Here is a 25,409-nt window from a genome sequence, read left to right as displayed (position 1 = left end):
TCGACGTGAAACAATCAGAACTTATATTCTACGCCTAAACGTACAGACCAGAGCGAAGGTGCACCGGCGCGAGACTGAACATTGCTGATGTCCCGGAACGAGTTGTACTGATACTGACCGGCATCGTTAATTTCAACGTCAGCCACAGTCACCGCACGTGGGAAGCTCGCTTCGTAAAGCACGCCCCAGTCATCGTTCAGCATATTACCTAAGTTTTCAATGACGAAGAACGCAGACGCTTTGTGGTCATCCATAAAGCCCGGAAGCTCCTGCTCAATGCGCAAATCAACTTTGGTCCACCATTTGCTGTTGAACTCGTTACGAGGCGCAATACCACCCGCGTACTTGCTCAAACCTGACTCTTCCAGAAAGTCGAAGAATGCAGCCGTTTCAAACGGGTTACCATCACCGTCAGTACCAATCGCAAAGTTCGGATCATCCAGACCTGTCGGTACGTACAGCAAGCTACGGCCCTGGTAAGCTATATCACCAAAGGCACCGTCAGTCATGGTATAGGAGAACGGACGACCTTTGTTGCGTGTACCGAATAAGGTCACTACTGTGTTGTAACCATCGAAGAACTCTTTGGTGTAGTTAGCTTTGAACGTAAAACGGTGCGGGATCTCGTAGTTAGAAGTCGCAACACCCGGGTTCTGAGCGTTAGCCGTTGCCAGGTTGGTGTAGTTAGAGAACGACACCGAACTGGTCATTGGGTTAACGTCTTCCGCCTTGTTATAGGCGTAACCGAAAGTCCAATCCAGACCAAAGTCATGCGACTTACTTAACGCCAGTGAAACCGTGGTTTGCGAACCAGAATCGCCGTCAACATTCGTCAACAGAAAGTCATCGCCCTGGTCACGTCCGTCAGTAGACATCTCATCAAAAATTGGACGTCCATCCGGCGCCGTATCAACCTGTTCCAAGCCCAGATTATAAATAATCGCCGCATCTTTCTTATCGGTGTATAAGAAGTCCGCCATCAAAATGTAGTCATCCGGCAAGGTGTAAGTTGCGCCTAATGCGTACTTCCACTCTTTCGGTAGTTCGAAGTTAGGGTCCATAGTGTTAATCGGGCCCTGACCACTGGCGTTAGCCACTTCGTCGTACATTTCCTGAGGAATGTCAAAAATTGGGTTGCCGCCACCTGTGTGCGGAACACCAAACAAAGACTCGCCAGAAAAATCACGGAAGGCCTCGTACTGCGTCACGCCATTATTCGAGTAGTTGTTAGAGATCCACACATTGGGGTTACCACCGGAGTACAGGCCAACACCACCACGAACTTCTAATTCAGGATTAACAAACCAGTTGAAGCCAAAGCGTGGTTGCAGTAAGTCCTGCCCGTCCATGTTCTGCTGGTTAGAGAACCCATAAAGTTCCTGAGTTAACGGGTTGTTCACCGGGTAGTCATCGCTGGTATACCAGTCATAACGCAAACCGTAGGTGAAGGTAATATCCATTGACGCGTAGTAATATTCGTCCTGAACGTATGCCGTGTTAACCGCGTAGGCAAATTCAGCAGCAGCGTCCTGAGGGTTGTTGGTACCCGCGGCACTTTCATAGATAGCCGCGTACGGTGTGCCGGCTTCAAAGTCATCGATAGAACCGAAGCGATACTCGCCCTCAGCTTCCTGCACAAAGAGGTTAAACACGTCGTATTCTTCCCGCTCAATACCGGCAGAAATAACGTGGTCACCCAGCAGATAAGTACCTTTCAATTTAAAGAAAGTGGTGTCGTATTTCAGTTTGTTGGCGTGACGAGAGTCATCCGCGCCTAAATACACAGTCGCGTCGTTAACACCAATCTGAACTTCACCAAAGTCGGTACCACCCAAAGGACTTACACGGGCATCCAGCTCCGAATAACCCACGCGAGCTTCTGTCGAGAAGTTATCATTCCAGTCCGAGTATAATTCACCCACATAAGAGGTGAACTTAGAGCCACGCTCGTAAAAGTGGTTAGAGAACTCCAGCTCGTCGGAGTCGCCGTCTGACTCTGCAATAGAGTAGCCATCGTTGTAGTTGTAGGTTAATGACGCACGGTGAGCATCGCTAATGTACCAGTCCAACTTGGCCAGGAATTTTTCGTCTTCTACCGGTAAGCTCGACGGGAACCCGCCCGGGTTATAGCCATAAATATTCTGTGCAATATCGGCAATACGCTCAACGTCGGCCTGAGTCACACCGGCAACTTCGGTCGCTGCACCAGAACCTTCCGGACCGCGATCAAAAGTGTCAGAGCCTTCCAGCTTCTCATAAGAAGTAAAGAAGAACAGTTTATCTTCAATGAAGGCACCACCAACATTAAAGCCATAACGTTTCTCGCTAAAGTCACCAATATTAATGGCGTCGCCTTCTAACTCGTCGCCCTGCAAAGAGTCGTTGGTGTAATCATAGAACACACCACCGAACATTTCGTTGTCACCGGTTTTGGTCACAGCATTAATGTTACAGGCGGTAAAGCCGCCGTATTGCACGTCAAATGGTGCAAACTCAACCGCTACCTGCTCAATCGAATCGTAAGAGAACGGCATGCGTTCTGTCGGGTAGCCACTGCTGTTAAGGCCAAAGTTGTCGTTCATACGAACGCCATCAACCGTTAGACTGTTAAAACGTGGGTTAGCACCACCGCACTGAATGTCGCCGGCATTGGTTTCGTTAATGTAAATACGCGGGTCAATGCGCACCACATCTTTTAAGTCACGGTTTGCAGCCGGTGCATTTTCCAAATCTTCTAAATTGAAGTTCGCAGCCGGACTGTTACTGCCATACAAAGCGTTACTGGTCATAGAGCCGGTTACACTTAAACGCTCCATGTCCGCCTGGCGCTCCAGCATCACGTTCACATTTTGTGAGTCGCCTAAAGTTAGATAAACATCTTCGACAACCTGGGTGCGCCCTTCAGGACCTTCCACCACCAAAGTGTATGGCCCGCCAACCGGCAAACCACGTGAAGAGAATGTTCCCTGCTCGTTAGAGCGTAAGGTTTTGACACTGCCAGTACGCTCATCACGTAACTGGATGGTTGCATTTGAAACCACCTGCCCTGACTCAGTGGTAACAACACCGCGCAAGCTTGAAGAGGTTTCCTGCGCCACGGCTGAACCTGCTAACCCCATTGCTATGGCGGCAGCTACAGCAGTGCGCTTAAAAGTCGTGTTAAACATAGTTTTGTTCTTCCCGGTTTTGTTTTGGTTTTACTACAAATAAGGGTATAGCTTATTTGTGACAACTCTGTGAACTTTGCTCAAAAAAAAGCCGCACTTAAGGTGCGGCTTTCGTTATTCTTTAGCTGTTTCACTCAAAGCGAAATTAGAAGGTGTATTTAACACCCAGCTTCAGGCGCCAGGTAGACTCTTCAGCTTCGAAGATACTCCAGTCGTTATAACCAAAGAATGACTCGGCATACATGTAACGACCCTGGTCATCAAGACCGGCAAAGTCTACAACCGACTGGTTAGTGTACTGCTGACGCAATACTTCACCTTTTGAACTGTCGATAAGGTTCAACAGGTTATTAACGGTAATGTAGAAAATACCTTTATGGTCTTCTGCGAAGCCAGGTACTTCTTGCTGGAACTGGAAGTCCAGGTTGGTAACCCAAGGTGAACGACCTGTACCTTTCGGTGCAAAGCCACCCGCGTACTGCTCTAAACCAGCGTCACGGAAGTAAGCCATGGCTTCTTCGTACGACAACGGGCTTTCAGGGCTGAATGCTGGGTCATCCGCGCCAGTCGGGATGTATGGCAGGTAAGAACCGCCACCCTGGAAGTATGGCTGGTCACCGAAGTCACCATCGTTATACATACCCATGGTGTAACTGAACGCAGTACCCGAGCGACGGTTGAAGAATAAGTTAAACTTAGACGCGTAACCGCTAACAAACTCAGTGCTGTAACCTAATGCAATTTTCAGGCTGTGCTCAACCTGATAGTCAGCAGTACCAAGCAATGCCTGGTTACGGTCACGAACAATGTTGTACTGGTAGTTTGAAGTCGCAGTAGACGACGTACCCGGGTTACCTTCTTCGATGTCCTGGAAGGTGTAAGCAGCGTATGCGTTAAAGCCGCTATCCCAGGCTTTAGACAATGAAGTTGTTAACAACCATGCTTTACCGGTTTTGTCTTCGTTAGTCAGCTGCAGGTCATAGTGACCACTTGGTGCAGTTGGGTCACACGGCTCATAAATGTTGATGCCTGCTGCAGTTTCATCAGCAACACAGCGTGAGATATCAATCCACTGGCTGTTGTCTGTCATCCACTTACGAGTAACTTCAGCCGTTGCCTGGAAGTTATCGCCAACACTAGGAATGTCGAAACGGTAGTCAACACCTACACGAGCAATCCAGTCAGACGGAATGTCGTAGTTAGGATCGATGCTGTTAGTGTCACCGTCACCGGCTTCCATGCTGTCCAATACCGCTTGCGGAATTTGTGCAGGGTTTTGGTTTTCCAGATACTGATCTTCTGATACCTGGTCACGGTCAAACTGTACCAAAGTATAGCCGTCGTTAGAGAACGAGTTTGAGATCCAAACATTTGGACGACCGCCAGAGAAACGACCGAATCCGGCACGAACGACCATGTCGTCAGTAGCGAACCATTTGAAGTCAACGCGCGGTAAGAAAATGCCTTTACCGTCTAAGTTTTCCTGGTTGCTGTAACCGTAACGATCAACAAAGTTTTCGTTCAGCGTTGGCTTGTCGTCAACCATGTAAGTTTCGTAACGAACACCCAGGCCTAATTCCATTGTATCGTTCAGGTACCAGTTGTCCTGTACGTACAAGTTCAGCATGCCTAACTCAAAGTTAGCGGCTGCGTCAGTCGCGTTGTTGGTGTATGCGTTCTCGTAGAAGAACTCATCGGCAGTACCGGCTTCAAAGTCATCAATTGACTCGTAAGACCAGGAACCTAAAGAGTTACGTACAAACACGTTGTAAACATCAACGCTGTCATACTCACCACCGAACTCAATTTCGTGGTCGCCGACCAGGTAATCGAATTTCGCGCCAATTTTGAAATTATCGTTTTCTAACTGGTTAGCGTGGCGGTTTGAATCAGGACCAAAGTTAAGAGTGCCATTTTCAGTACGGACACTCACGTCACCAAAGTCTTTGGTTACCAAACCAGAAATTGCTTCAACCGCTTTGTGGCTGGCATAAATTTCACTTGAAAGGTCACCACTCCAGTCAGCAAACCAGGACAAACGGAACAGATCCATGTTTTGCTGGTAGTCATACCAGTTAGTGTCCAGGTTTAAAGAGTTCTGGCTACTGCTAACGCCGCGCAGGTTGTTACCTTCAGTGCGGTTATAAGTTAACGCAACACGGTGATCGTAGTTGACGTTCCAGTCCAGCTTAACCAACAAGTTGTCATTTTCGGTATCACGGACAGTGTCCCAGTTACCAATATCGAAGCCGTACTGAGTTTGTGCAATTTCGCGAACACGGTTGTACTCTTCCTGAGTCACGTTGCTGTCGTTCGGTGCACCAGCGCCTGCAGGACCGTACTCAATTTGTGCCGGTTCTTGTGCATTTTCGTAGTTAACGAAGAAGAAAAGCTTGTCTTTAATGATTGGACCGCCAACCGCAATACTGTACGTATCACGTTCGTAATCCAATGGAACTTCCTGACCACTTTCAGGGTTTTCCGGGTCACCTGCCCACGCGTCGCTCATGCGCTCGTATGTAAGCGAGCCTTCAAATTCGTTAGAACCTGATTTAGTCACCGCATTAATACGGCCACCAGAGAAACCGCCCTGAGAAGCGTCAAACGGTGCCATATCAACAGCAACCTGCTCTACCGCATCAATTGAAATAGGTGAGCGCTGGGTTGGGTAACCATTACCGTTCAGACCAAAGTCATCGTTTACACCAACACCATCAATTGAGATAGAGTTGAAACGCGGGTTAGAACCACCAATACTCATTGGTGCTTCGCTACCTGACAACAAGTTAACGTATGGGTTTAAACGTGCTACTTCTTTTAAGTCACGGTTAAAGGTAGGCGTATTTGCAATGTCATCTTCGCCGAAGAAACTGCTGCTACCGCGGTTTTCACCACCTAAAATCGCCGCACCGGAAACTTGAATACGTTCCATGTCGGTTGATTCAAGCTCAGCATTAATACGGTAAGATTCGCCCAGCGTTAAGTATACGTCTTCGTATACTTTGCGGCCATTTTCACCTTCAATAACGATAAGGTAAGGGCCACCGACTCGCAGACCAGAGTTTGCGAAAGCTCCAGACTCGTTGGTTGTCGCAACGGAACGAGTTCCTGTTGGAATGTGAATAATTTCAACACGTGCGTTTGCCGCAACGTCGCCAGATGCAGTAACAACGTTACCACGGACAACTGACGATGTATCTTGTGCAATAGCTACACCGCTAAGGCCAAAAGCGATAGCAGCTGCGACAGCTGTACGCTTGAAAGTGGAGTTAAACATAGTTTTGTTCTTCCCGGTTTTGGTTTTGGGTTTTTAAGCACGAATGAGGGTAAGGCTCATTTGTGACAATTTCGTGAAAGGTTTGAAAAAAAACAGAAGAAGCGAGGGAACTTTTTTGCGAAGACAGGAGAGAAAAGTGGGTCGTTCGCTGAGTATTCGATGACGAGCCGCGGCACAATAGCTGATTCATTACCGGAAAGCTCATGACCTGATAAGAGTCAGAAGTACGGCAAGAGGTCGGAGCTGTATGGGGTGCGGCTGAATTCATTACGCTTCTAAGACATTTGTGTGTCAGATATGTGACATATTTTAATCAAAATCTTTGCCCTTGCCTAGTCATTCGGGAACCTTTATTCTCTTCAATTGTCTTAGGCTGCTCTCTAACGGTTATTCCATGGGCTTTATGCGGTTTTTTGTATTTTTAACATTCGTTGTCTTTATGATTCCTACCTCTTTTTATGCCACAGCAGGTTCCGGTAAAAATGAACCTGAGACAATAAGGGTTGCGACCTTTAATGTCAGTATGGATGCGTCTAATTACCTCAGTGAAAATGAACTACCGACATTAGACAGCTCGCCAGTGCCGGAAATACTGCAGCAGGGTCACGACCAAATACGCGGCATTGCCGAGATTCTCCAACGCGTGCGCCCTGACATTGTGCTGCTGAACGAGTTTGATTACCTTGATCCTGAAGTTGGCGTTAATGTTTTTCAGAAAGACTATTTAGCGGTTTCACAAAATGGTCAACAAGCTATTGAGTACCCCTACGCTTATACCGCCCCCGTTAACACCGGCGTGCCCTCACCGTTTGATTTAAACCGTGACGGTAAAGCAGAGGGTACTGGCATAGATGCCTGGGGCTTTGGCTGGTATCCCGGTCAGTACGGTATGGTCATACTGTCGAAGTACCCGTTGTTAACCGATAAGGCACGTACCTTTCAGCACTTTTTGTGGAAAGACATGCCCGGACGTCACATTCCTTACGTTATGAATGAACAGAAACAGCCGACCAACGAGCAGTGGTACTCCGATGAAATCATGGCGCAGTACCCGTTAAGCTCTAAATCACACTGGGATATCCCGGTAAAAGTGGGCGACCGGGTTATTCACCTGTTAGCAGCGCACCCTGTACCACCGGCTTTCGATGGTCCGGAAAACAGCAATGGTATGCGTAACTTCGATGAAATCCGCTTACTTGCCGATTACCTCACGCCTGGCAGTGACAACTACCTTTACGACGACAATGGCGTGCGTGGCGGACTTAGCGAGAATGAAAGCTTTGTTATTCTGGGGGACATGAACGCTGAAGCCGGTTCCGGTGGCGTCGACGGTGCCATTGAGCAGCTACTGGACCACCCCCGGGTTAATGACGTAAAGCCACAAAGCCAGGGCGGACAGCAGCACTCTCCCAATAACGGCAACTCGCAGTACCATACCGCCGCCTGGCGTAAGCGCGTTGACTACGTGCTGCCCTCGGACGACTTAATTGTAAAAGACGCCGGCGTGTTCTGGCCTGTCGATGATGAACCCGGCAGCCAGCTAATGAATAAGCGCAGCGCCTCTTCCGACCACCGTTTGGTTTGGTTAGATATCGTTAAATAAACACCAAACACCTCTGCAGCCCTTTATTTTACTGAACCTTTACAGTTGAAGGGCTGTTGAAATCCTCCTTAGGTGCCATAATGAAGTTATTGTATCCAAGGAGGTAAACTATGAAAAAGCTCATACTATCAACAGCGTTACTCGCAAGCAGTTCGTTTGTGTTTTCAGCAGCCACTCAGGCTGACAATCTGAACTACATCAGCGGTGGCTTTTCCGATTTCTACGACTCCGACTTCTACGTCGAAGGCTCCACCACCATCGCCCCTAACTGGGTCGGTGAAGTTCAGCTAACCGACATGGGTGACTACTCACTTCGCGCTGGCGCTAAGTACTTCCTGGACATGGGTGCTGGCAAACAGTTCAACACCTTCTTAAAAGGCGGTGTTAGCCACTATGACTTTGAATACGGCGACGACACCAGCGCTTATGCCGGTATTGGTGCTATGACCAAACTCAGCCAGCAAACGACAGCTATTGTGGACGCAGGCTATGACTGGGGCTTAGACGGCTTCGCATCAGTAGGCGCACGTTTACGCTACGCCTTCACTGAACAGTTCTCTGCTGACGCCGGTTTCCGCGGCAACTTCAACAGCATCGACAACGAAGTTCACCTCGGCGTGACTTACAACTTCTAAGTTCATCAAATAACAGGTAGATATTGGCGTTACGCCGTTGCAGGAAAATCTGGAGAAAGTGTGCAGCGCCATGGATGGCGCTGCCCAAGCCTTACAGGGAGGTACTTGCTGGCGTCTTTCGGAAGATTTCCTGCAACGGCCAGCCAATATTTACCGGCTTATTCCCACTCAATGGTGGCGGGTGGCTTGCCCGAAATATCATAAGTGACACGGGAAATTCCGTTCACTTCATTAATAATCCGGTTCGATACCTTCTCTAATAACTCATACGGCAAATGTGCCCAGCGCGCAGTCATAAAGTCGATGGTTTCTACGGCACGAATGGCAATAACCCAGTCGTATTTACGCTGATCACCCATAACCCCAACCGAACGTACCGGCAGGAATACCGCGAAAGCCTGGCTAACTTTGTTATACCAGTCCGCGTTATGCAGCTCTTCAATGAAAATTGCATCGGCACGGCGCAGTAAGTCACAGTATTCTTTCTTAATTTCACCCAGAACACGAACACCAAGACCTGGCCCCGGGAACGGATGACGGTAAAGCATGTTGTAAGGTAAGCCTAACTCAAGCCCAATTTTACGCACCTCGTCTTTAAACAACTCGCGCAATGGCTCAACCAAACCTAACTTCATGTCTTCCGGCAGGCCACCAACATTGTGGTGCGATTTAATCACGTGCGCTTTACCGGTTTTAGAGCCTGCAGACTCAATTACGTCCGGGTAAATGGTGCCCTGCGCCAGCCAGTCTACTTCGGTCAGCTTGCCGGCTTCTTCATCAAAAATTTCAATGAAGGTATTACCAATAATTTTACGCTTCTTCTCCGGGTCGTTCTCACCCGCCAAAGCATCTAAAAAGCGGTCTTCCGCACGTACCGGCAAAATGTTCAGACCATAGTGGTCGCCGAACATTTCCATTACCTGCTCCGCTTCGTTCAGACGCAACAAGCCGTTATCCACAAACACACAGGTCAGCTGATCACCAATGGCACGGTGCAGCAGCATGGCCGTTACCGACGAATCGACCCCGCCCGACAAACCTAAAATGACCTTATCAGTACCCACTTGTTCACGAATGCGTTCAATGGCGTCATCAATGATCTTTTCCGGCGTCCATTGCTTCTCACAACCGCAGATATCGCTGACAAAATGTTCCAGCATACGCATGCCCTGACGCGTATGAGTCACTTCCGGGTGGAACTGAACACCGTAAAACTGACGTTCTTCGTCAGCCATTGCGGCATAAGGGCAATAAGAGGTTTTCGCTACGGTGTGGAAGCCTTCCGGAATCATTTCCACTTTGTCACCGTGGCTCATCCAGACATCCAGCAACGGCGCGCCAGACTCAGACACAGCGTCTTCAATGGCTTTAAACAGCGGGCTTTGCTCTACCAGCTCAATTTGTGCGTAACCAAACTCACGCTCCAGCGAGCACTGCACAGAGCCCCCCAGCTGATGGGCCATAGTTTGCATGCCGTAACAAATACCAAATACCGGTACGCCAGCATTAAACACATATTCCGGCGCACGTGGTGAACCTTCTTCTGCAACGCTTTCCGGACCACCGGATAAAATAATGCCTTTAGGCGCGAAGTCCCGAATATCGGCTTCATCAACGTCCCATGCCCAAAGCTCACAGTAAACGCCAATTTCGCGAATACGGCGGGCAATCAGCTGCGTGTACTGAGAGCCGAAATCTAAAATCAATATTCGGTGATCGTGGATATCTCTAGTCATTAGTCATCCTGTTACGAGCTACGGTAATTCGGTGCTTCTTTGGTAATGTGCACATCGTGTACGTGTGATTCGCCCATGCCGGCGGCGGTTACTTTCACAAACTGCGGCTTGGTGCGCATATCTTCAATTGTCGGACAACCGGTTAAGCCCATAGCTGAACGCAACCCGCCCATTTGCTGATGGATAATCGCAGAAATAGGTCCTTTATAAGCTATGCGTCCTTCAATACCTTCCGGCACCAACTTGTCAGCTTCATCACTTTTCTGGAAGTAACGGTCAGACGAGCCATTGCGCTGGTTCATTGCGCCCAGGCTGCCCATACCACGGTATGATTTGTAATAACGGCCCTGGTAAAGCTCAACTTCACCCGGCGACTCTTCAGTACCTGCCAGCATGCTACCCACCATAACGCAGTGCGCGCCGGCGGCCAGAGCTTTAGCAATGTCTCCTGAGAAACGAATACCACCATCGGCAATAATCGGTACGCCAGAGCCTTTAATGGCATCAACGGCGTCACTAATAGCGCTAATTTGCGGCACACCACAACCAGTAACAATACGTGTGGTACAAATTGAACCCGGGCCAATGCCCACTTTCACTGCGTCAACGCCCGCTTCAACCAGCGCCTTAGCGCCTGCGGCCGTTGCTACGTTACCGGCAATAATTTGTAAATCAGGGTAGTCTTTACGAGTTTTCTTAACCCGGTCCAGTACCCCCTGCGAATGTCCATGCGAGGTATCAATAAGCAATACATCAACGCCCGCTTCAACCAACAACTGAATACGCTCTTCCGTACCGGCGCCAACGCCTACAGCTGCACCTACGCGCAGTGAACCCAGCTCGTCTTTACAGGCATTCGGTTTGTTTTCGGCTTTTTCAAAGTCTTTCAGGGTGATCATACCCTTCAGCTTGTGTGCGTCATCCACAACTAAGATCTTTTCAATGCGGTGTTTGTGCATAAGCTGCAGTATTTCTTCGCTTTCTGCGGTTTCATGCACAGTGACCAGGCGGTCATTGCCCGTCATTACGTGGCGGATCTCTTTGTTGTCATCGTCTTCAAAACGTGTGTCACGGCCGGTAACAATACCCACTAAATCGCCATTACCTTCAACCACAGGAAAACCCTGAAAACCATGCTCGGCAGTCAGTTGTTTAATTTCACCAATGGTGGTTGTGGGTTGCACAGTAACCGGATCAGAGACCATGCCACTTTCGTATTTTTTCACTTTACGAACGTGCGCGGCTTGTTGCTCTGCGGTCATGTTTTTGTGGATAAAGCCAAGGCCGCCTTCCTGCGCCAATGCAATAGCCAGTGCCGATTCAGTAACGGTATCCATCGCGGCCGAAACCAGCGGGACATTCAGGGTAATTCCACGCGTTAATTGCGTGCGTAAATCAGCGGTATGGGGGAGAACTTCGGAATGACCGGGAACGAGCAAAACGTCGTCAAAGGTCAAGGCTTCTTGGGCAATTCGCAGCATGTGCAACACTCCGTGACTGGATTCATGTTGCGGGTGGATTTTACCCGTTTTTGCTACCGAGCGCAAGGAAAATTAATGAATGCTTGGGTATGTATTGCGGATCTGGCCGGACGCCGTAAACCCATCCATGGCGTTACATACCGGCCTGCTCCGCAATACATACCCTGAATCGCATTCACTAATTCTCCTGCGTTACGGTATCCAGCAAACGCCACCTTTCAACTGCGGTTCCGGCTCAGGTATATGCTCGCAGGTTGAATAGCCCGTTTTTGCCTCTTCTTTGGCTTTTTCGTTATAACGGTGAATAGCGTCCAGCAGCGCTCTTTCATCCGTTACGGTTTCGCTGCTGTAAACCACATAGCCTTCCGGGCCACCGCAAGCCTTTTTGCCCACAGGTAAAACTTTACAGCTTTCTATGCTCTGCGCTGTTGGTGTGCCAATTAAGCTCTTTATGTCGGCCATGGTCACCGGCTCATCCGACGCTGACTGGGCGCTGCTGCAACCGGCCAAAAACAGCGTTGTAATAAAAGCTGCGAATAATTTCATAGACCTCTCCTAGGCATTCCTTTGAATTTGTTCAAGCCGCTCTGCTAACCAAACTTTAATAATAGATTGTCTCGTTACACCAATTCGAGCAGCCTCTTCATCTAAAGAGTCTAGCATCCATTCAGGAAAGTCGACATTTACTCGCTTTTGTTTACGCATGGGTCTTTTCGACTTTTCCAGTTCAAGCTCATCAATGACGTCTTCATCCAAGTCAAACTTTTTGTCAAATTCACTCGCTTTCATAAAGCTTCACCTCGCTCCATCAAATTCAAAAGCTAACATCAAATATATACCATATATAAATAAAAATTAAGCTTAAATGGTATTAAAACATCATTATCAAATCATCTAACGAAAGCGTATTTGATGATCAGATATTGCATCAACGGTAGAAACATAAAAATCTTCGATACTGAGTAATATACAGGTTCAGTTACACCCAAAACCAATTAATACCCGATACCAGTTAATTTATATTGATAAACACCAAAAACTACCTATAATCACTTAAGTCGGTGAATAAAAGGAGGGTGGTATGCCTAAACGCGTTAAAGCAACGGAAGCGCCCAATGTATCTGCAATTACCTGCCCAGAACTCTTAGGTCAGCTGATTAAAGCTAAGCGCACAGGAATGAAGCTTAAACTTCGTGACTGTGCTGCATTGTGTGGTGTTGGCGTCAATACCTTGTCGCGTCTTGAGCGTGGCAACCCCAACACCACTCTGGCCGCAGCCTTTTCTGTGCTACAAGGCCTGGGTATTCAATTAACAGTAAAGTCAGACACTTCAGCCGAGGAGTGGGTGTAAATGCTGCATTCCGTTAATATCCGCTACGGAGAAAAAGTTGTTGGTCATATCGGTCTTAGTGAAGTAACCAAACTTCCGGTTATAGAGTACCAACAACACTGGAAAGAAAACGGCTTCCCTATCTCGCCTTCACTTTCCCTAGAGGGCTCTCATACACCAGCTAGTGTCTATAACTACCTGGATAACTTACTCCCCGAAGGAAAAGCCAGGGAGCTACTCGCACAAAACCTTGGCGTCAGCGAAAAGAATGTCTTTGCTCAGGCTTTAGCTCTGGGTCAGGATGTATCCGGAGCCTTTGCATTCACTAATCAGGAAACTCCTACCCAGCCCATATTCCGTGAAGTTCCACACAGCGAACTCATAGAGCGTCTTGAGCAAAAGGAAGACTTTGGACTGCTGCACTGGGACGACAAACCGCGCTTAAGTGTTGCTGGTGTGCAGGACAAACTTAATGTTTATATCAGCCGTGATGGTCAGATGGGTTTTGGCGACGGGACCTTATCATCAACCCACATTCTTAAGTTTGAAAAAGCAAATTTGCCACATTTAGTGCTAAACGAATTCATTTGCATGCAGCTGGCTAGGCTTTCGGGCTTGCCAACCGCAGAAACAGAATTTAAACGCTTTGACAAATTTCCCGCTCTTCTGGTCAAGCGCTTTGACAGGCATTACCACACTAACGCGGAAAAAGTATTGCGGCGTCATATTATCGACGGATGCCAGGCACTGGATCTTCCACGCGACTATAAATACGAACGCAATTTTGGTGACAGTCGCGACGTAAAACATATTCGCGATGGCGCCAGCCTCACAGGGCTTTTTAGCTTTTGCCAGGCCTCAACCAGCCCGGCTCAAAATACCATGCAACTTTTGCAGTGGCAGCTATTTAACCTGATGATTAGTAACTACGACAGCCACGCTAAAAACGTATCATTTTTCTGGAGTCGCAACAGTTGTAGCTTCACGCCAGGCTACGATTTAGTTAACGTCGCCATGTTCCCCCAGTTTAAACAAGCGCTGGCTATGGCAGTAGGTGATGAGTTTGAGCCTGACCATATACACGCCTACCAGCTTGCAGATTTTGCAGAGAGTTGTGGCTTAAAACGCCCACTGGTGATCGAGTTACTGCGTGAATTATCGGCTAAAGTCCTTCATGTAATCAGCACCCAGGACCTGTCAAAAGAGCTTGAGCAACAAAAGCTTATTTCGGCAGAAGAAAAAGACTATATCGCGCAGCTAATTGAACACATCAAAGCTCGCACATTGCATTTACAGAAGTGTGCCAATGATATCGCCGATGTAACCCTGTAGCCTGGCACTTGTGCTAGATGAGATATCGTACCTGACGTAAACGTCAGGCTACACAACTAAGGTTAGAATTTTTATAACAAAAACCTAACGTAACAAGCATTCAAAATATTCAAAAATTCCTCTGGCATCGGCTAAAACCATCCGCTAAGGTTGAAAATACCGACACTTAAATAAGGTGTTTTAGAAACAACAAGAGGTACAGCCATGCGTTTTAAACAGTCTCTTTTAGTCTTAGCAATATCGGGCGCGCTTACGGCGTGCGGCGGAAGCTCAAGCGACTCTCCCAACGACAATACAAGCGGTGGAGGCAACAATACCGACGACGGCACTGCAACCACTACAACAACGGTAGTTAGTGAGGGTGTGATCACAGGTTTTGGCAGTGTGTATGTCAATGGACAACGGTATCGATCAGAAAATGCTGAAATTGCTGTAGGTAACTCCCCTGCGGCAGATGAAGCCCAGTTAAAAGTGGGTATGGTTGTTACCGTTGCTGCTTCTGCGTCAGACGATGGCGAAGACCCGGACGCGCAGCAAATTCGCTACGAGGAACACCTGCAAGGCCCGGTCTCATTCATTGACCGTGAAGCAGAACAAATTGAAGTGCTGGGCCAGACCATTCTCTTTGATGACCTGACCGAGTTTGATGAAACCGATATAGAGACTTTGTCGGTGGGTGATTTCATTGAAGTCAGCGGCTACATCAACGACGAAGGCAGCTTTTACGCGACGCTTGTTGAGCTGGAAACCGAAGAAACTGAAATTAAGTTAAAAGGCGAAATCGCCAATCTGGATACCGATGCTCAAACCTTTTCTTTAGCGGAGCTGACTATCGACTACTCTGCGGCGGAATATGAAGACATGACCGCGGACGACCTGGCCGACGGCCTGTTCGTAAAAGTAGAAGGCGATGATTTCGACGGCGACACTCTGACACTCACAGCCAGCAGTATCGAAAACAAAGAAGAAAACGACATAGATAACGACGCCGAAGAAGTCACCATTGCGGGTATCGTTAAAGATTACGACAGTGAAAGCGGCGTATTTAGCGTTAACCGTTACGAGTTCACCCTTAGCGACGACACCGAGTTTGATGACGGCAGTTTAGACACACTTGCCAATGGCGTTATCGTAAAAGTTGAAGGTCGCTTTGAAAGCGAACAGTTAATTGCCGAAGAAATTGAGTTCAAGGCCACTGACGCCCGCAGCAAAACCGAAGGCCAGGTGACTGACCTCAACGCCGACAACGAAACCTTTGTTATTGACAACACCACGTTCAGCGTAACACCTGAAACGCAATACGAAGACGAGTCCGGTTTAGACGAACGCAGCTTTACCTTCGACGACATTGCCGTGAACGACTGGCTAAAAGTCATTTCACGTCAGGACGACCAGGGCACTACCATTGCACTTAAGGTAAAACGCATCGACCAGGAAGACCGCGAAGGTGAAGTCAAAGGTCGTGTATCTGATGTCAGCGCAGAAGGTATGACCATAGCGAACGTGGCTGTCGGATTTAACGAGAACACTGAGTTTGAAGGTGAAGACGACAGCATCAGCATTGAACGTTTTATCGAGCTGGTTCAAAGCAACCCGGCTGTTATCGTTGAAGTCGAAGGCGAGTACGACGGCGACACGCTAATTGCTGCAGAAGTAGAAGTTGAAACCGTAGGTGGCCAAGACGGCGACGATGATGGCAACGACAACGATGACGATGACAGTAGCGGCAAAGCTGAGTTTGAAGGCGAAATAGAGTCAATCGAAGGCGACAGCGTTTTCGTCAATGGCAATGAGCTGCGCTTTAGCCAGGACACGGAGTTTGAACTCAACGACGAAGAGGTTGATTTACAAACTTTCTACGATGCTCTTGAAGTGGGCGTTGTTGTAGAAATAGAAGGCGTCTGGGTCGACCAAAGTTACATCAAGGTAACTGAGGCCGAACTTGAAACCAATGACGAGGAATAACATCACCGCGCAATAAAATGTGGGTTTAGATAATCCTCTTTTTGGTTATACAGCAGCGGGTCGCCGGTAACAGTTGTTACCTGGCCGCCCGCCGCGCTTAATACCGCATGGGCTGCAGCTGTATCCCATTCGCACGTTGGGCCTAAGCGCGGGTAGATATCCGCTTTACCCTCAGCTACCAGGCAAATTTTCAGTGAACTGCCCATAGGCACCATTTCATAAGGCTTGCCCTGGGCATCCAGCCAGTCAATAGTTTCCTGCGAAGGGTGAGATCGAGAGCCCACAACACGCAAAGTGTCTGGTTCTTTTGTTGCTACCGAAATGGCTTTGTCGTTTAAAAACGCACCGCGGTCGCGCTCACCTGTGTACATGGCATCCAGCACTGGCGCGTAAACCACACCCATAATGGGCACGCCTTTTTCAATTAAGGCAATGTTCACCGTAAACTCGCCATTGCGCTTAATAAATTCTTTGGTGCCATCTAACGGATCAACCAACCAATAACGGCACCAATGCTTACGCTGCTCCCAGCTAATGTCTGACGACTCTTCAGATATAATAGGGTACTGAGTTTCAAGCGCACGCAGGCCATCACAAATCACATTGTGCGCGGCTAAGTCCGCTTTAGTCAGCGGGCTGTCGTCACCCTTTTGCTGCACATCAAAGTCGTCACTTTCGTACACTTCCATAATGGCCGCGCCAGCGTCGCAGGCAATGTTCTTCAATTCGTTAAGCATAAATAATCCCGTTATCCTTTAAATACTGCACCACTTGTTCAGCGGCTTTTTCAATGTCCATTTCATCGGTTTTTAAATGCACTTCAGGCTGTTCAGGTGCCTCATAAGGTGACGATATACCGGTAAAGTGCGGAATATCACCTGCACGAGCCTTTTTATACAAACCTTTAGGGTCGCGCTGTTCGCAAATCTCCAAAGGGGTATCCACAAACACTTCAATAAAACCTTCGCCTGTTAACTCACGAGCCTGTGCACGGTCTGCAATAAAAGGCGAAATAAAGGCGGTACCCACAATCAATCCCGCATCCAGAAACAGGCGGCTGACTTCAGTAATACGGCGAATGTTTTCCACTCGGTCGGTGTCATTAAAACCCAGATCTTTATTCAGGCCGTGACGTACGTTATCGCCGTCCAGCAGGTAGGTATGACAGCCGAGTTCAAACAACTTACGGTCTACCGCGTTAGCAATAGTCGACTTACCCGAACCACTTAAGCCCGTGTACCAAAGCAGTGCCGGTTGGTGTTTTTTCTGTTTTATACGGTCTTCATGCGACACAGCGGCGTCATGCCAGACAATGTTATCGGCCATTGGTAGTTTCATTCAAAAAGTGATGCCCGAATTGTACCGTAAATAATAGCCCTTGCGTAGCCTGACCTTCACGTCAGGCTTTATCCCATTGCTCCATAAGCGACTGCCCCAGAGCATCCTGCAGCGGCTTCAACTGCGCTTCAAACTTCCGCCACTGGCCAATACCTTTTGCATTAATCGGTTGCCGCACCTGCTCAGAACTGGCCGTTTTAACCCGGCGCTCAGCTTTGTGCGACTGCAGGCACTGAGGCTCCAGCGGTAACTCCAGGTATTCAAACAGCGCTTTAATTTCAGCTTCCGGGTCATCCACCAACTGCTCATGAACCACCGTATGAATCGCACCGGGGTACACACGCTGCCAATGCGCCATAAGCTCTACGTAATCTCGGTAGTAATCCGCCAGCATATCCAGGCCATAACTGAACTCCTGCCCTTCGGCAAATAACTGCTTGTAGGCACTAAAGCAGCAGTCCATCGGGTTTCGGCGAGCATCAATAATCTTCGCGTCAGGAAGCAAGGTTTTAATCAGTCCAATATGACGGAAGTTATTGGGCATTTTATCGGTAAAGAAAGGGGCATCGGTTCGGTACACTTCTGTCTCGCTCAAATAGCGTAGCCCTAACTGCTCAAGCTTTTCGGGTGTTAAATCATCCAGCACGTAAGGGTATTTGGGCTTTTCTGACTGTACCTGACGTCCGTTCAGGCCGTGTGCAATTGCCGGAATGTTCGGTAACTCTAACGTACCTTCAATTTTAGAATGTGCTGCCAGTATCTGCTCAACCAAAGTCGAGCCGGCGCGCGGCAAGCCAACGATGAATATGGGCGTCGCCTCTGCCTTAAGTGACACAGTTGGCAGCTGCTTCACTTTTTCTTCGGCAAAGTAATCTCGCTGGGCCTCAATACGCTGCGACAAAACTTCGGGTTTAAAGTTACTGGAGTCGCGCTTTAAGTCATTACCCTGCTTATAAAAATCAAAGCTCTTTGCATAATTGTTCCGCTGCTCAAAGGCTTTACCCAAGGCAAAACAAAAGTGAATACGGTCATTTAAATGCGTCTTAGAATCCTCTGCCGCACGCTCCATCAAATCAACTTCACTGTCACTAAATTCATAAGTTTTCAGGTTGGCCAGGCTCCAATAGGCATCACCAAAATCAGCACGTTCCTTATACGCACTCTGATAACTCTTTACCGCGTCCTGCTGTCGGCCAATGGCTTTCAGTAAATGCCCTTTCGCCACATAAATTCCCGCAATGTCTTCGTTCTTCTGTTCGTTAATCAGCTCGTCGTATAGCTTCAGTGCTTGTTCATCGTAGTCTAATGCGGCCGATAAATTCGCAAACAACGCCTTATACAGAGGGTTATCCGGCTCTTTTTCAAACAGCTCTTTCGCATGTTTATAAGCATCGCTGTGCTTCTGACGACGCTGCAGCACTTTAATGTAATCAAACTTGGCTAAGTCATAGTCCGGCTCTAATACCAGTACGCTTTCTAACAAAAACTCGGCGTCGTTCATTACGTCCAGCTGAGCACCAATATTCGCGAGGGTTCGCATTGCTTCAATATGGTGTGGGTTACGTTGCAAAAACGCGCGGCAGATTTTCTCAGCTTTATAGTATTTCGCTTCATGGTAAAGGTTCAGTGCCGCTAACACCTCTTTCGGCTGTCTCAGCAGAAAATTCGCCTGTTGTTGGTTACGCTCGGCTTGTTCGGCATTACCGCTCTTAGCTTCCAACTTTGCAGCCGCTGCCCAACTGGCATGTAAGGCCGGGTTTAATCGAATGGCCTGATAATAGTGGTTTAACGCATCTTCGTCTTTTCCCTGAGCTTTCAGGGTGTGCGCCAGCTCTTGCAATGCTCGGCCGTATTCAGGCCATTTGGTAAGCAATGCATGCAAGGTTTGTTGCGCTTGCTGCAATTGACCTAAATAACGATAAGCCACCGCTTCAAAATACAGCGACTCTTTTTCTGCATCGCCTGCCAAGCCATCACGCTCTTGCTGCAAAAGCTTAAGCGCCTGTTCAAACTGACTCTGCGCCAGGAGTTTTTTTATGTGATCCATAACGACCGTTATTCCCTCACAATGAAAAAAGGGGCCAGTGAAGGCCCCCTGTACTCAAATTATCTTATCAATAGAATGAGTAAGATACTGACAAGCCGATTGACCGAGGACGATTGGTTGTCGTTCTCAAGATATCGTCTTGCGTATTGGTATACAACTCAGCACGCTCATCGGTGATGTTTTTGATGTAAAGCTTAGCGCTCCACTGATCTTTCATCACACCAATTGAGGCATTGCCGATATTGTACGAGTCCTGCTTACCGCCTGCCTGTTCAACTTCAGCAGCAACCAGCGACGGGTAAGTCTCGCCCGCATAAATCCAGCCCACTTGAGCAAAGGCATCCCAGTTATTCTCAAGTGTCCAGGTATAACGACCACGGAGGTTACCCTGTACTTTTGGTGTCAGTGGCAACTCTGAGCCAATTGGCAAGGTACGAACAATGCCCTGACCGGTACGAGTCAACTCGGTATCGTTGTACGACAAGGCACCACTGAAGGTAAAGTTGTCGGTCATACGCCAGGTGAAGTCGGTTTCCAGACCACGAATTTCTGAGTCTGCGGCGTTATCCACAAAGGTCAGAATTGAAATGTCGGTATCCAGACGCGTAATTTGCATGTCGTTCCACTCAACAAAGTACGCATTACCGTTCCAGCGCAATGAGTTATCCAGCATCAGTGACTTCCAACCAAACTCGTAGTTGACCACTTCATCCGACTCATAAACCGTGTTAACGACACCCGTTTCTTCCGTACCCTGACCACCAGCGCGGTTAAAGCCGCCCGGGCGGAAACCTTCGGAATACGTGGCGAAGAACAAGGTGTTCGGTGTGTACTGATAGCTCAAGGTGAACTTAGGAATCACGTCATCCTGTTCAAGCGGCTCGTCAGTATGGCCAGCGGTTGAATTGTAGTCACGCCCGGCATCGCCATCGGTGCCTTTTGAGGCAAAGCTGGACTGGCCGTAAAAGTCCGACTCCATGTCGTACCAACGTAAACCGACTGTGGCAGCCCACTGCTCAGTAAAGTCATAAGTAAACTCACCAAAGGCCGCAATTTGCTCTTCGGTACGCGTAATGTCATTAAAGAAGCCAACACGCGGCGGACGAGTATTCGGGTTATTGGCATACACGCCTTCCATTGGTGCGTTTGGCACAAAACCTAACTCTTCAGGGTTAGAGAAGTAAACGTAATCGTCCTGGGTGTTAATTTCAAAGTCATCGTAGAACACACCGGCTGTAATACGCGCGTTGTCAGTGAAGTCATAGTTGATACGAGCTTCCTGCGTAAAACGATTGTGTTCCTGGTAGCCTTTAAAGCCCTTGGTCGGATCGACACAGTTTTCCGCCATGCCATCATCGCCATAGTTACAGGTGTAATAAACGATGAAGGTACCCGAAGTGTTGTACCCCGTGTAGTCAACTGACTGTTCAATTTCGCGGTTCAAGTAACCACCAGTGTACAGCACTTCCAGTGCGCCTAAGCGCCCGTCGAGTGTCCAGGTGGTCAAATCAAAGCTGTCTTCCAGTTCATCGGGGTAATAGCGTTCAACGTCTAAATCACCCACCTCCGGGTCGTAGTCAAACACACCATCAGCGCCTAAATCCTGCGCCTGATGTTGCAACAACAATTCCCAGTTGCTGTTAATCAGGTACTTAGCACTCAGACGGAAACCTTTGTAGTAACTGTCGTTAAAGTCTTCTTCCGCAAGGTGCGTGTTAAATGCACTGGTGAATTCGGTGCCGTCGTCCATCAAAGCTTCCATGGACGGATCCATTGAGCGGTAGTTCGGGTTGTTGGGGTCGATAGAGAACTCACCCGCCACGTTATCGATATAACCACCACGGTTGACGTTATAAAACGCACCGCGCACAGCTAAGTCGTTGGTCACCGGAATATTAATATAACCCTCGGCGGAACTGCTCATTTCGCCTTCAGCCATGGTTTCAAAGCCAGTGGTAAAACCGGCTTCGAACGCGCCTAAAACCGGCTTTTTAGTGATGTAGCGAATGGTACCTGCTTGCGAGCTTGCGCCAAATAGTGTGCCTTGCGGTCCGGGTAACACCTCTATGCGCTGCAAGTCAGTTGCGTAAACATCGAGGTTACGCCCGGGAGCGGTCACCGGCTGCTCGTCAACGTACAGAGCCACGTTTGGCATGGTTCCCTGGGCACCTGACAGCATCACCGTAATAGGCTGAATGGACATACCGCGAATAAACACGTCGTTCTGCCCGGGCCCACGGCCACTGGAAGTAACATTCGGTACATATTGTGCGTAGTCGTCAAAGTTTCCGATGTTTTGTTCTTTTAAATCGCGGGAACTTAACGCCTGCACAGCGGTTGGAGTTTGTTGGATATTTGTCGTGCGCTTGGTAGCGGTAACATTAATGGTTTCAATTTGCTTCGATGTTTCTGCCTCTTCTTGTTGCGTGTCCTGTTCTTGCGCAACTGCTGACGAAGAAGCAGCTAATGCTATAAAGATAGCTGAGCTCAACTTATTATATTTAAACATGGGTTCTCCCAGTTTGAGTGTAAAAATCTCCTTCAAAAAAGCAGTGAACCGTCACTGCGTCTAATCTTACGAATCTTTACAATTATATAGGTTCTGGAGCTCAGATCCAAAAACAGCAAAGCCCTAAAAAGAAAAACCGCATTCAGGCAGCACCCAAATGCGGTTTTCATTACTACAACAAGAATTAACGCTTAATAACGTGCAGCTCGTTGCGAGGTTCAATCACCTCAATACGTGCAGCGCGAACTAAATCGCTACCGCGCAGTTTCTCAACCAGTTCGTTCAGGTCAGCGCCTTCTGGTGCCTTTAATAAGCCCAGACCAACACGCGAATCCTGACTAACAATATCCAGTCCAAATTCTTGCGCAATGGCAGCTAAACCTTGCTCGCCGGCTAAAACCGTCAGGTTACCACTAATAGTAGCAACGTTACGGGTTACTTCGTTATACACTTCAACGCCACCCGTTAACTTAGGTGCTTTAACGTCAGAGCTCTTTTCCATCATGCGGTAAGTGCCGAACGCACGTGCGTCAGATACCGTTGCCGGAAGTTCTGCTTTGGCGACACTCTTTTGACTGTCATTAGTCAGGCGGTCATCAACAGCCTGATCCTGAGCGACAACAGAGCCTGTCATCAATAAACCTGATGCAGCTAAAGCCATCATTGTTAATTTCATAACTTCTTCTCCTTTGCCTTGTTATTAATGACCAAACAGACGGACATTAACCTGATCAACAAGGCTGTTTTCCGTATTATTCAAGTACGTACCACGATCTTGACCATTCGTATCAACAACACGAACCGTCCAAGTTCCGGCAGAAGACTCGCCTAAAAACGCGTTAGTCAGTAATGGGCTGCTTGGGTGATAAATATGATCCAAATCACCACCTAATGCGCCTAAACCAAAATAAGCACCTAACGACGTACGTGAGGTAGCAATTACCGATTTAGTGCCAGCCGGAGACGTCACTTCAATCGCAATATCAGAACCTGCTGTCGTTCCAGAAATGTTACCCATGTAAGCATCAGCCATTGCCATGTTGCGTACTGACAAACCAAGCTGCATACCTTCAATGGTCACGTCCTCTTCAACGGTAATTTCAATTGAAGCGCCTTCTGCATTGTTATCTGGTACTGCAACCGGCGTTTCTAATACGGTTTCTAACCATTCAGTTTCAACTAACTCTGGTAATTCGACCGAACCAGACATCGCAAGTTCAACTGCGGCACCTGCATCAGGACGACCAAAGCCGTATAAGTTGTTAAAGCTGAAGCCAGCTGCGTTCTCTACCCAACCCTGGTGCGCAACGAAAGTACCGTCGCCAACCGTCAGTTCAATTGGTGCATCATCAGCATCAACCTGAGTAGCAGTCGCGGCCAGAATATGGCGAATTTCGCGCCAGCTTAATTCAGGATTCGCTTCGGCAATCAGGTTAACCACACCAGATGTGTTAGGCGCGGCAGATGAAGTACCATTAAAGGTGTTGGTGTAGTTACAGCTTAAGTTGCTCTCGCTGTAATCACCCATTGGGTTATTAAACGGATAAACACGCTCATGGAAGTCATCAAGACCTAAGCTAGCAAGGAATGAACCATTGGTTGCCATAAAGCTGTCATAAGCCGCCCAACCAGCGTAACCGCGAGTACAAGTTGTCTGGTCAGTGGTTACCATTGCAGGCTCTGTGTCGCCATATTCACCAGCGGGTGCCGAAACGAACAAGTTTGAGCCAGCAGTAGAGTAACTGGTGTGGTTACCATCAGAGTTTACTGCACCAATAGAGATAGTATAGAAGCTGGCATTGCTTGAGTCCCAGTTACCGTCAAAACAACTGAACACGCGGCTTGCGCCTTCAACTACGCCAGCTTGCTGTGCATTACACATTTGTGATGCTTCCGGCCAGTTGCCAGAGCTGACAAATGAGTTACCGGCTGACTTGATGTTCAGCGCACCCAAACCATTACGCAGCTCTTTAGTCGGGTAGCTAACAATCGTTTCATCAATTTCGTCAGTTGCAAAAATAAGAGGCGCTGTTGAGCCATAGCTACGGTTAAAGGTTACAACGTTATCGTTTACGCCGATACCAGAGCCCGCCATACCATGAGCCATCATGAGGTTACGGTCCGTCTGCGTACCTCCGCCGCCCAAGTAGTTCATACCAATCAAGCTTGCGTTAGGAGAAACACCGCGTCCACCTAAACCGTTCCAGCCTTTCGCTGCAATCAAACCAGAAACCGAGGTTCCGTGGTCGCCGCCGTCGCCTAATACAGTTGGATCAGTGCGGTCTCTTGCGCCGTCAATAAAGTTAATAGAACGACCTGGCAGAACGTTCATTTGTAAGTCTTCATGGTCAACAGCTAACCCCTGGTCAACCACAACAGAAATAGAGCCTTCACCAGTAATACCTTGCTGGTATGCACCAATAACGTTTAGATCTTCGCCTGGAACCAGGATACTTTCGTCAAAAAAGTAAACCGCTTCCGCTTGTTCTTCCGTCCAGCCCTGAGCAATACGCAGTTCGCGCCATGCTTCAAATACTGAGTCGGCCATAGCAAAACCGGTTTGTCCGGTGTTGCGCAAGTGCCATTGTTGGTCAGCCAGCGGGTCACCTTGTACATTTTCAACCGTTACCTGCGTTGAAGTGGTTAGTTCGCCATCGCTCACGTCAATGTTAATCACTGCCGCTTCTGCACGAATAGGAGTGTAAACAAAGCTACCGTCGCTGTTTATTTCAACAGAGCCCGGAGGTGTATCTTCACCTTCAGGTGTTACAACGCTAGCTGAATAAGTTAATTCGTCGCCGTTTGGATCCGTTGCAGTTACTTGCCCATGAACTGGCATCCACTGCATACCTTCAGCGGCAACTTCCGCCGAAACCGTTGGCTCGTAATTATCATCACTGCCGCCACAGGCTGCTAAACCCATTACAACAGCAGCTGATAATGCCGTTAATTTAAATTGTTTTACTGGCATTTTTACCTCGTTATTTAT

17 protein-coding genes are annotated in these 25,409 nt (G+C 48.3%); 5 read left to right on the top strand and 12 right to left on the bottom strand.

The features are described from left to right. Nucleotides 1–14 precede the first annotated feature (14 nt). Entirely contained in the window at nt 15–3,167 is a 3,153-nt protein-coding gene (locus VBY75_RS08640) for a TonB-dependent receptor (RefSeq protein WP_416512065.1), read from the bottom strand. A gap of 145 nt (nt 3,168–3,312) precedes the next feature. After that, the gene (locus tag VBY75_RS08635; RefSeq protein ID WP_271331929.1) at nt 3,313–6,444 is read right to left on the bottom strand and encodes a TonB-dependent receptor; all 3,132 of its coding nucleotides are present in this window, start codon (nt 6,442–6,444) and stop codon (nt 3,313–3,315) included. A gap of 439 nt (nt 6,445–6,883) precedes the next feature. Between VBY75_RS08635 and VBY75_RS08630 the strand changes: the two genes are divergently transcribed. After that, nucleotides 6,884–8,047: an endonuclease/exonuclease/phosphatase family protein gene (locus VBY75_RS08630; RefSeq protein ID WP_416512063.1), complete on the top strand. Its 1,164-nt coding sequence runs from the start codon at nt 6,884–6,886 to the stop codon at nt 8,045–8,047. Between the two features lie 110 nt (nt 8,048–8,157). Further along, nucleotides 8,158–8,682, top strand: coding sequence for a hypothetical protein (locus VBY75_RS08625; RefSeq protein WP_054491259.1), 525 nt, complete (start codon nt 8,158–8,160; stop codon nt 8,680–8,682). Nucleotides 8,683–8,840: 158 nt separating this feature from the next. On the opposite strand, the gene guaA is transcribed toward VBY75_RS08625, so the two are convergent. The 4 genes from guaA to brnA all read right to left on the bottom strand — a co-directional run bounded on the left by guaA (nt 8,841) and on the right by brnA (nt 12,688). Beyond that, nucleotides 8,841–10,418, bottom strand: coding sequence for a glutamine-hydrolyzing GMP synthase (guaA, locus tag VBY75_RS08620; RefSeq protein WP_054491260.1), 1,578 nt, complete (start codon nt 10,416–10,418; stop codon nt 8,841–8,843). Nucleotides 10,419–10,429: 11 nt separating this feature from the next. Then, nucleotides 10,430–11,899 carry an IMP dehydrogenase gene (guaB, locus tag VBY75_RS08615; protein ID WP_222236568.1) on the bottom strand — a complete coding sequence of 490 codons (1,470 nt, stop codon included), beginning with the start codon at nt 11,897–11,899 and terminating at the stop codon, nt 10,430–10,432. Nucleotides 11,900–12,091: 192 nt separating this feature from the next. Further along, nucleotides 12,092–12,445 carry a hypothetical protein gene (locus VBY75_RS08610; RefSeq protein WP_416512059.1) on the bottom strand — a complete coding sequence of 118 codons (354 nt, stop codon included), beginning with the start codon at nt 12,443–12,445 and terminating at the stop codon, nt 12,092–12,094. Between the two features lie 9 nt (nt 12,446–12,454). Then, nucleotides 12,455–12,688: a type II toxin-antitoxin system BrnA family antitoxin gene (brnA, locus tag VBY75_RS08605; protein WP_416512057.1), complete on the bottom strand. Its 234-nt coding sequence runs from the start codon at nt 12,686–12,688 to the stop codon at nt 12,455–12,457. Nucleotides 12,689–12,980: 292 nt separating this feature from the next. On the opposite strand from brnA, the gene VBY75_RS08600 reads away from it, so the two are divergent. The 3 genes from VBY75_RS08600 (at nt 12,981) to VBY75_RS08590 (ending at nt 16,526) form a co-directional block, all read left to right on the top strand. After that, nucleotides 12,981–13,250, top strand: coding sequence for a helix-turn-helix domain-containing protein (locus VBY75_RS08600; protein ID WP_416512055.1), 270 nt, complete (start codon nt 12,981–12,983; stop codon nt 13,248–13,250). Continuing rightward, a complete protein-coding gene (locus tag VBY75_RS08595) occupies nt 13,251–14,561 on the top strand; it encodes a HipA domain-containing protein (protein WP_416512053.1) in 1,311 nt (436 codons plus the stop codon). Nucleotides 14,562–14,765: 204 nt separating this feature from the next. Further along, nucleotides 14,766–16,526 (top strand): DUF5666 domain-containing protein, encoded by a 1,761-nt coding sequence (locus tag VBY75_RS08590; RefSeq protein ID WP_416512051.1) that lies wholly within the window; start codon nt 14,766–14,768, stop codon nt 16,524–16,526. Between the two features lie 2 nt (nt 16,527–16,528). Here VBY75_RS08590 and cysQ read toward each other — a convergent pair whose 3' ends face one another. The 6 genes from cysQ to VBY75_RS08560 form a co-directional block, all read right to left on the bottom strand. Next, the gene (gene cysQ, locus VBY75_RS08585; protein WP_416512049.1) at nt 16,529–17,263 is read right to left on the bottom strand and encodes a 3'(2'),5'-bisphosphate nucleotidase CysQ; all 735 of its coding nucleotides are present in this window, start codon (nt 17,261–17,263) and stop codon (nt 16,529–16,531) included. Then, on the bottom strand, nt 17,256–17,852 hold the full coding sequence (gene cysC, locus VBY75_RS08580) for an adenylyl-sulfate kinase (RefSeq protein ID WP_416512047.1): 597 nt from the start codon (nt 17,850–17,852) through the stop codon (nt 17,256–17,258). Before cysC ends, cysQ begins: the two co-directional genes overlap by 8 nt. Before the next feature lie 73 nt (nt 17,853–17,925). Next, entirely contained in the window at nt 17,926–19,911 is a 1,986-nt protein-coding gene (locus VBY75_RS08575) for a tetratricopeptide repeat-containing sulfotransferase family protein (protein WP_416512045.1), read from the bottom strand. 67 nt (nt 19,912–19,978) lie between these two features. After that, nucleotides 19,979–22,420: a TonB-dependent receptor gene (locus tag VBY75_RS08570; RefSeq protein WP_416512043.1), complete on the bottom strand. Its 2,442-nt coding sequence runs from the start codon at nt 22,418–22,420 to the stop codon at nt 19,979–19,981. Between the two features lie 184 nt (nt 22,421–22,604). Then, the gene (locus tag VBY75_RS08565) at nt 22,605–23,096 is read right to left on the bottom strand and encodes a hypothetical protein (RefSeq protein ID WP_416512041.1); all 492 of its coding nucleotides are present in this window, start codon (nt 23,094–23,096) and stop codon (nt 22,605–22,607) included. Between the two features lie 24 nt (nt 23,097–23,120). Next, nucleotides 23,121–25,391, bottom strand: a complete 2,271-nt coding sequence (locus tag VBY75_RS08560) for a S8 family serine peptidase (RefSeq protein WP_416512039.1) — start codon at nt 25,389–25,391, stop codon at nt 23,121–23,123. Nucleotides 25,392–25,409: the final 18 nt, after the last annotated feature.

Source organism: Idiomarina sp. HB, assembly GCF_048059115.1.
Lineage (GTDB): Bacteria > Pseudomonadota > Gammaproteobacteria > Enterobacterales > Alteromonadaceae > Idiomarina > Idiomarina abyssalis.
Note: the sequence above shows the minus strand (reverse complement) of the source record. Positions and strands in the feature narration are given on the sequence as shown.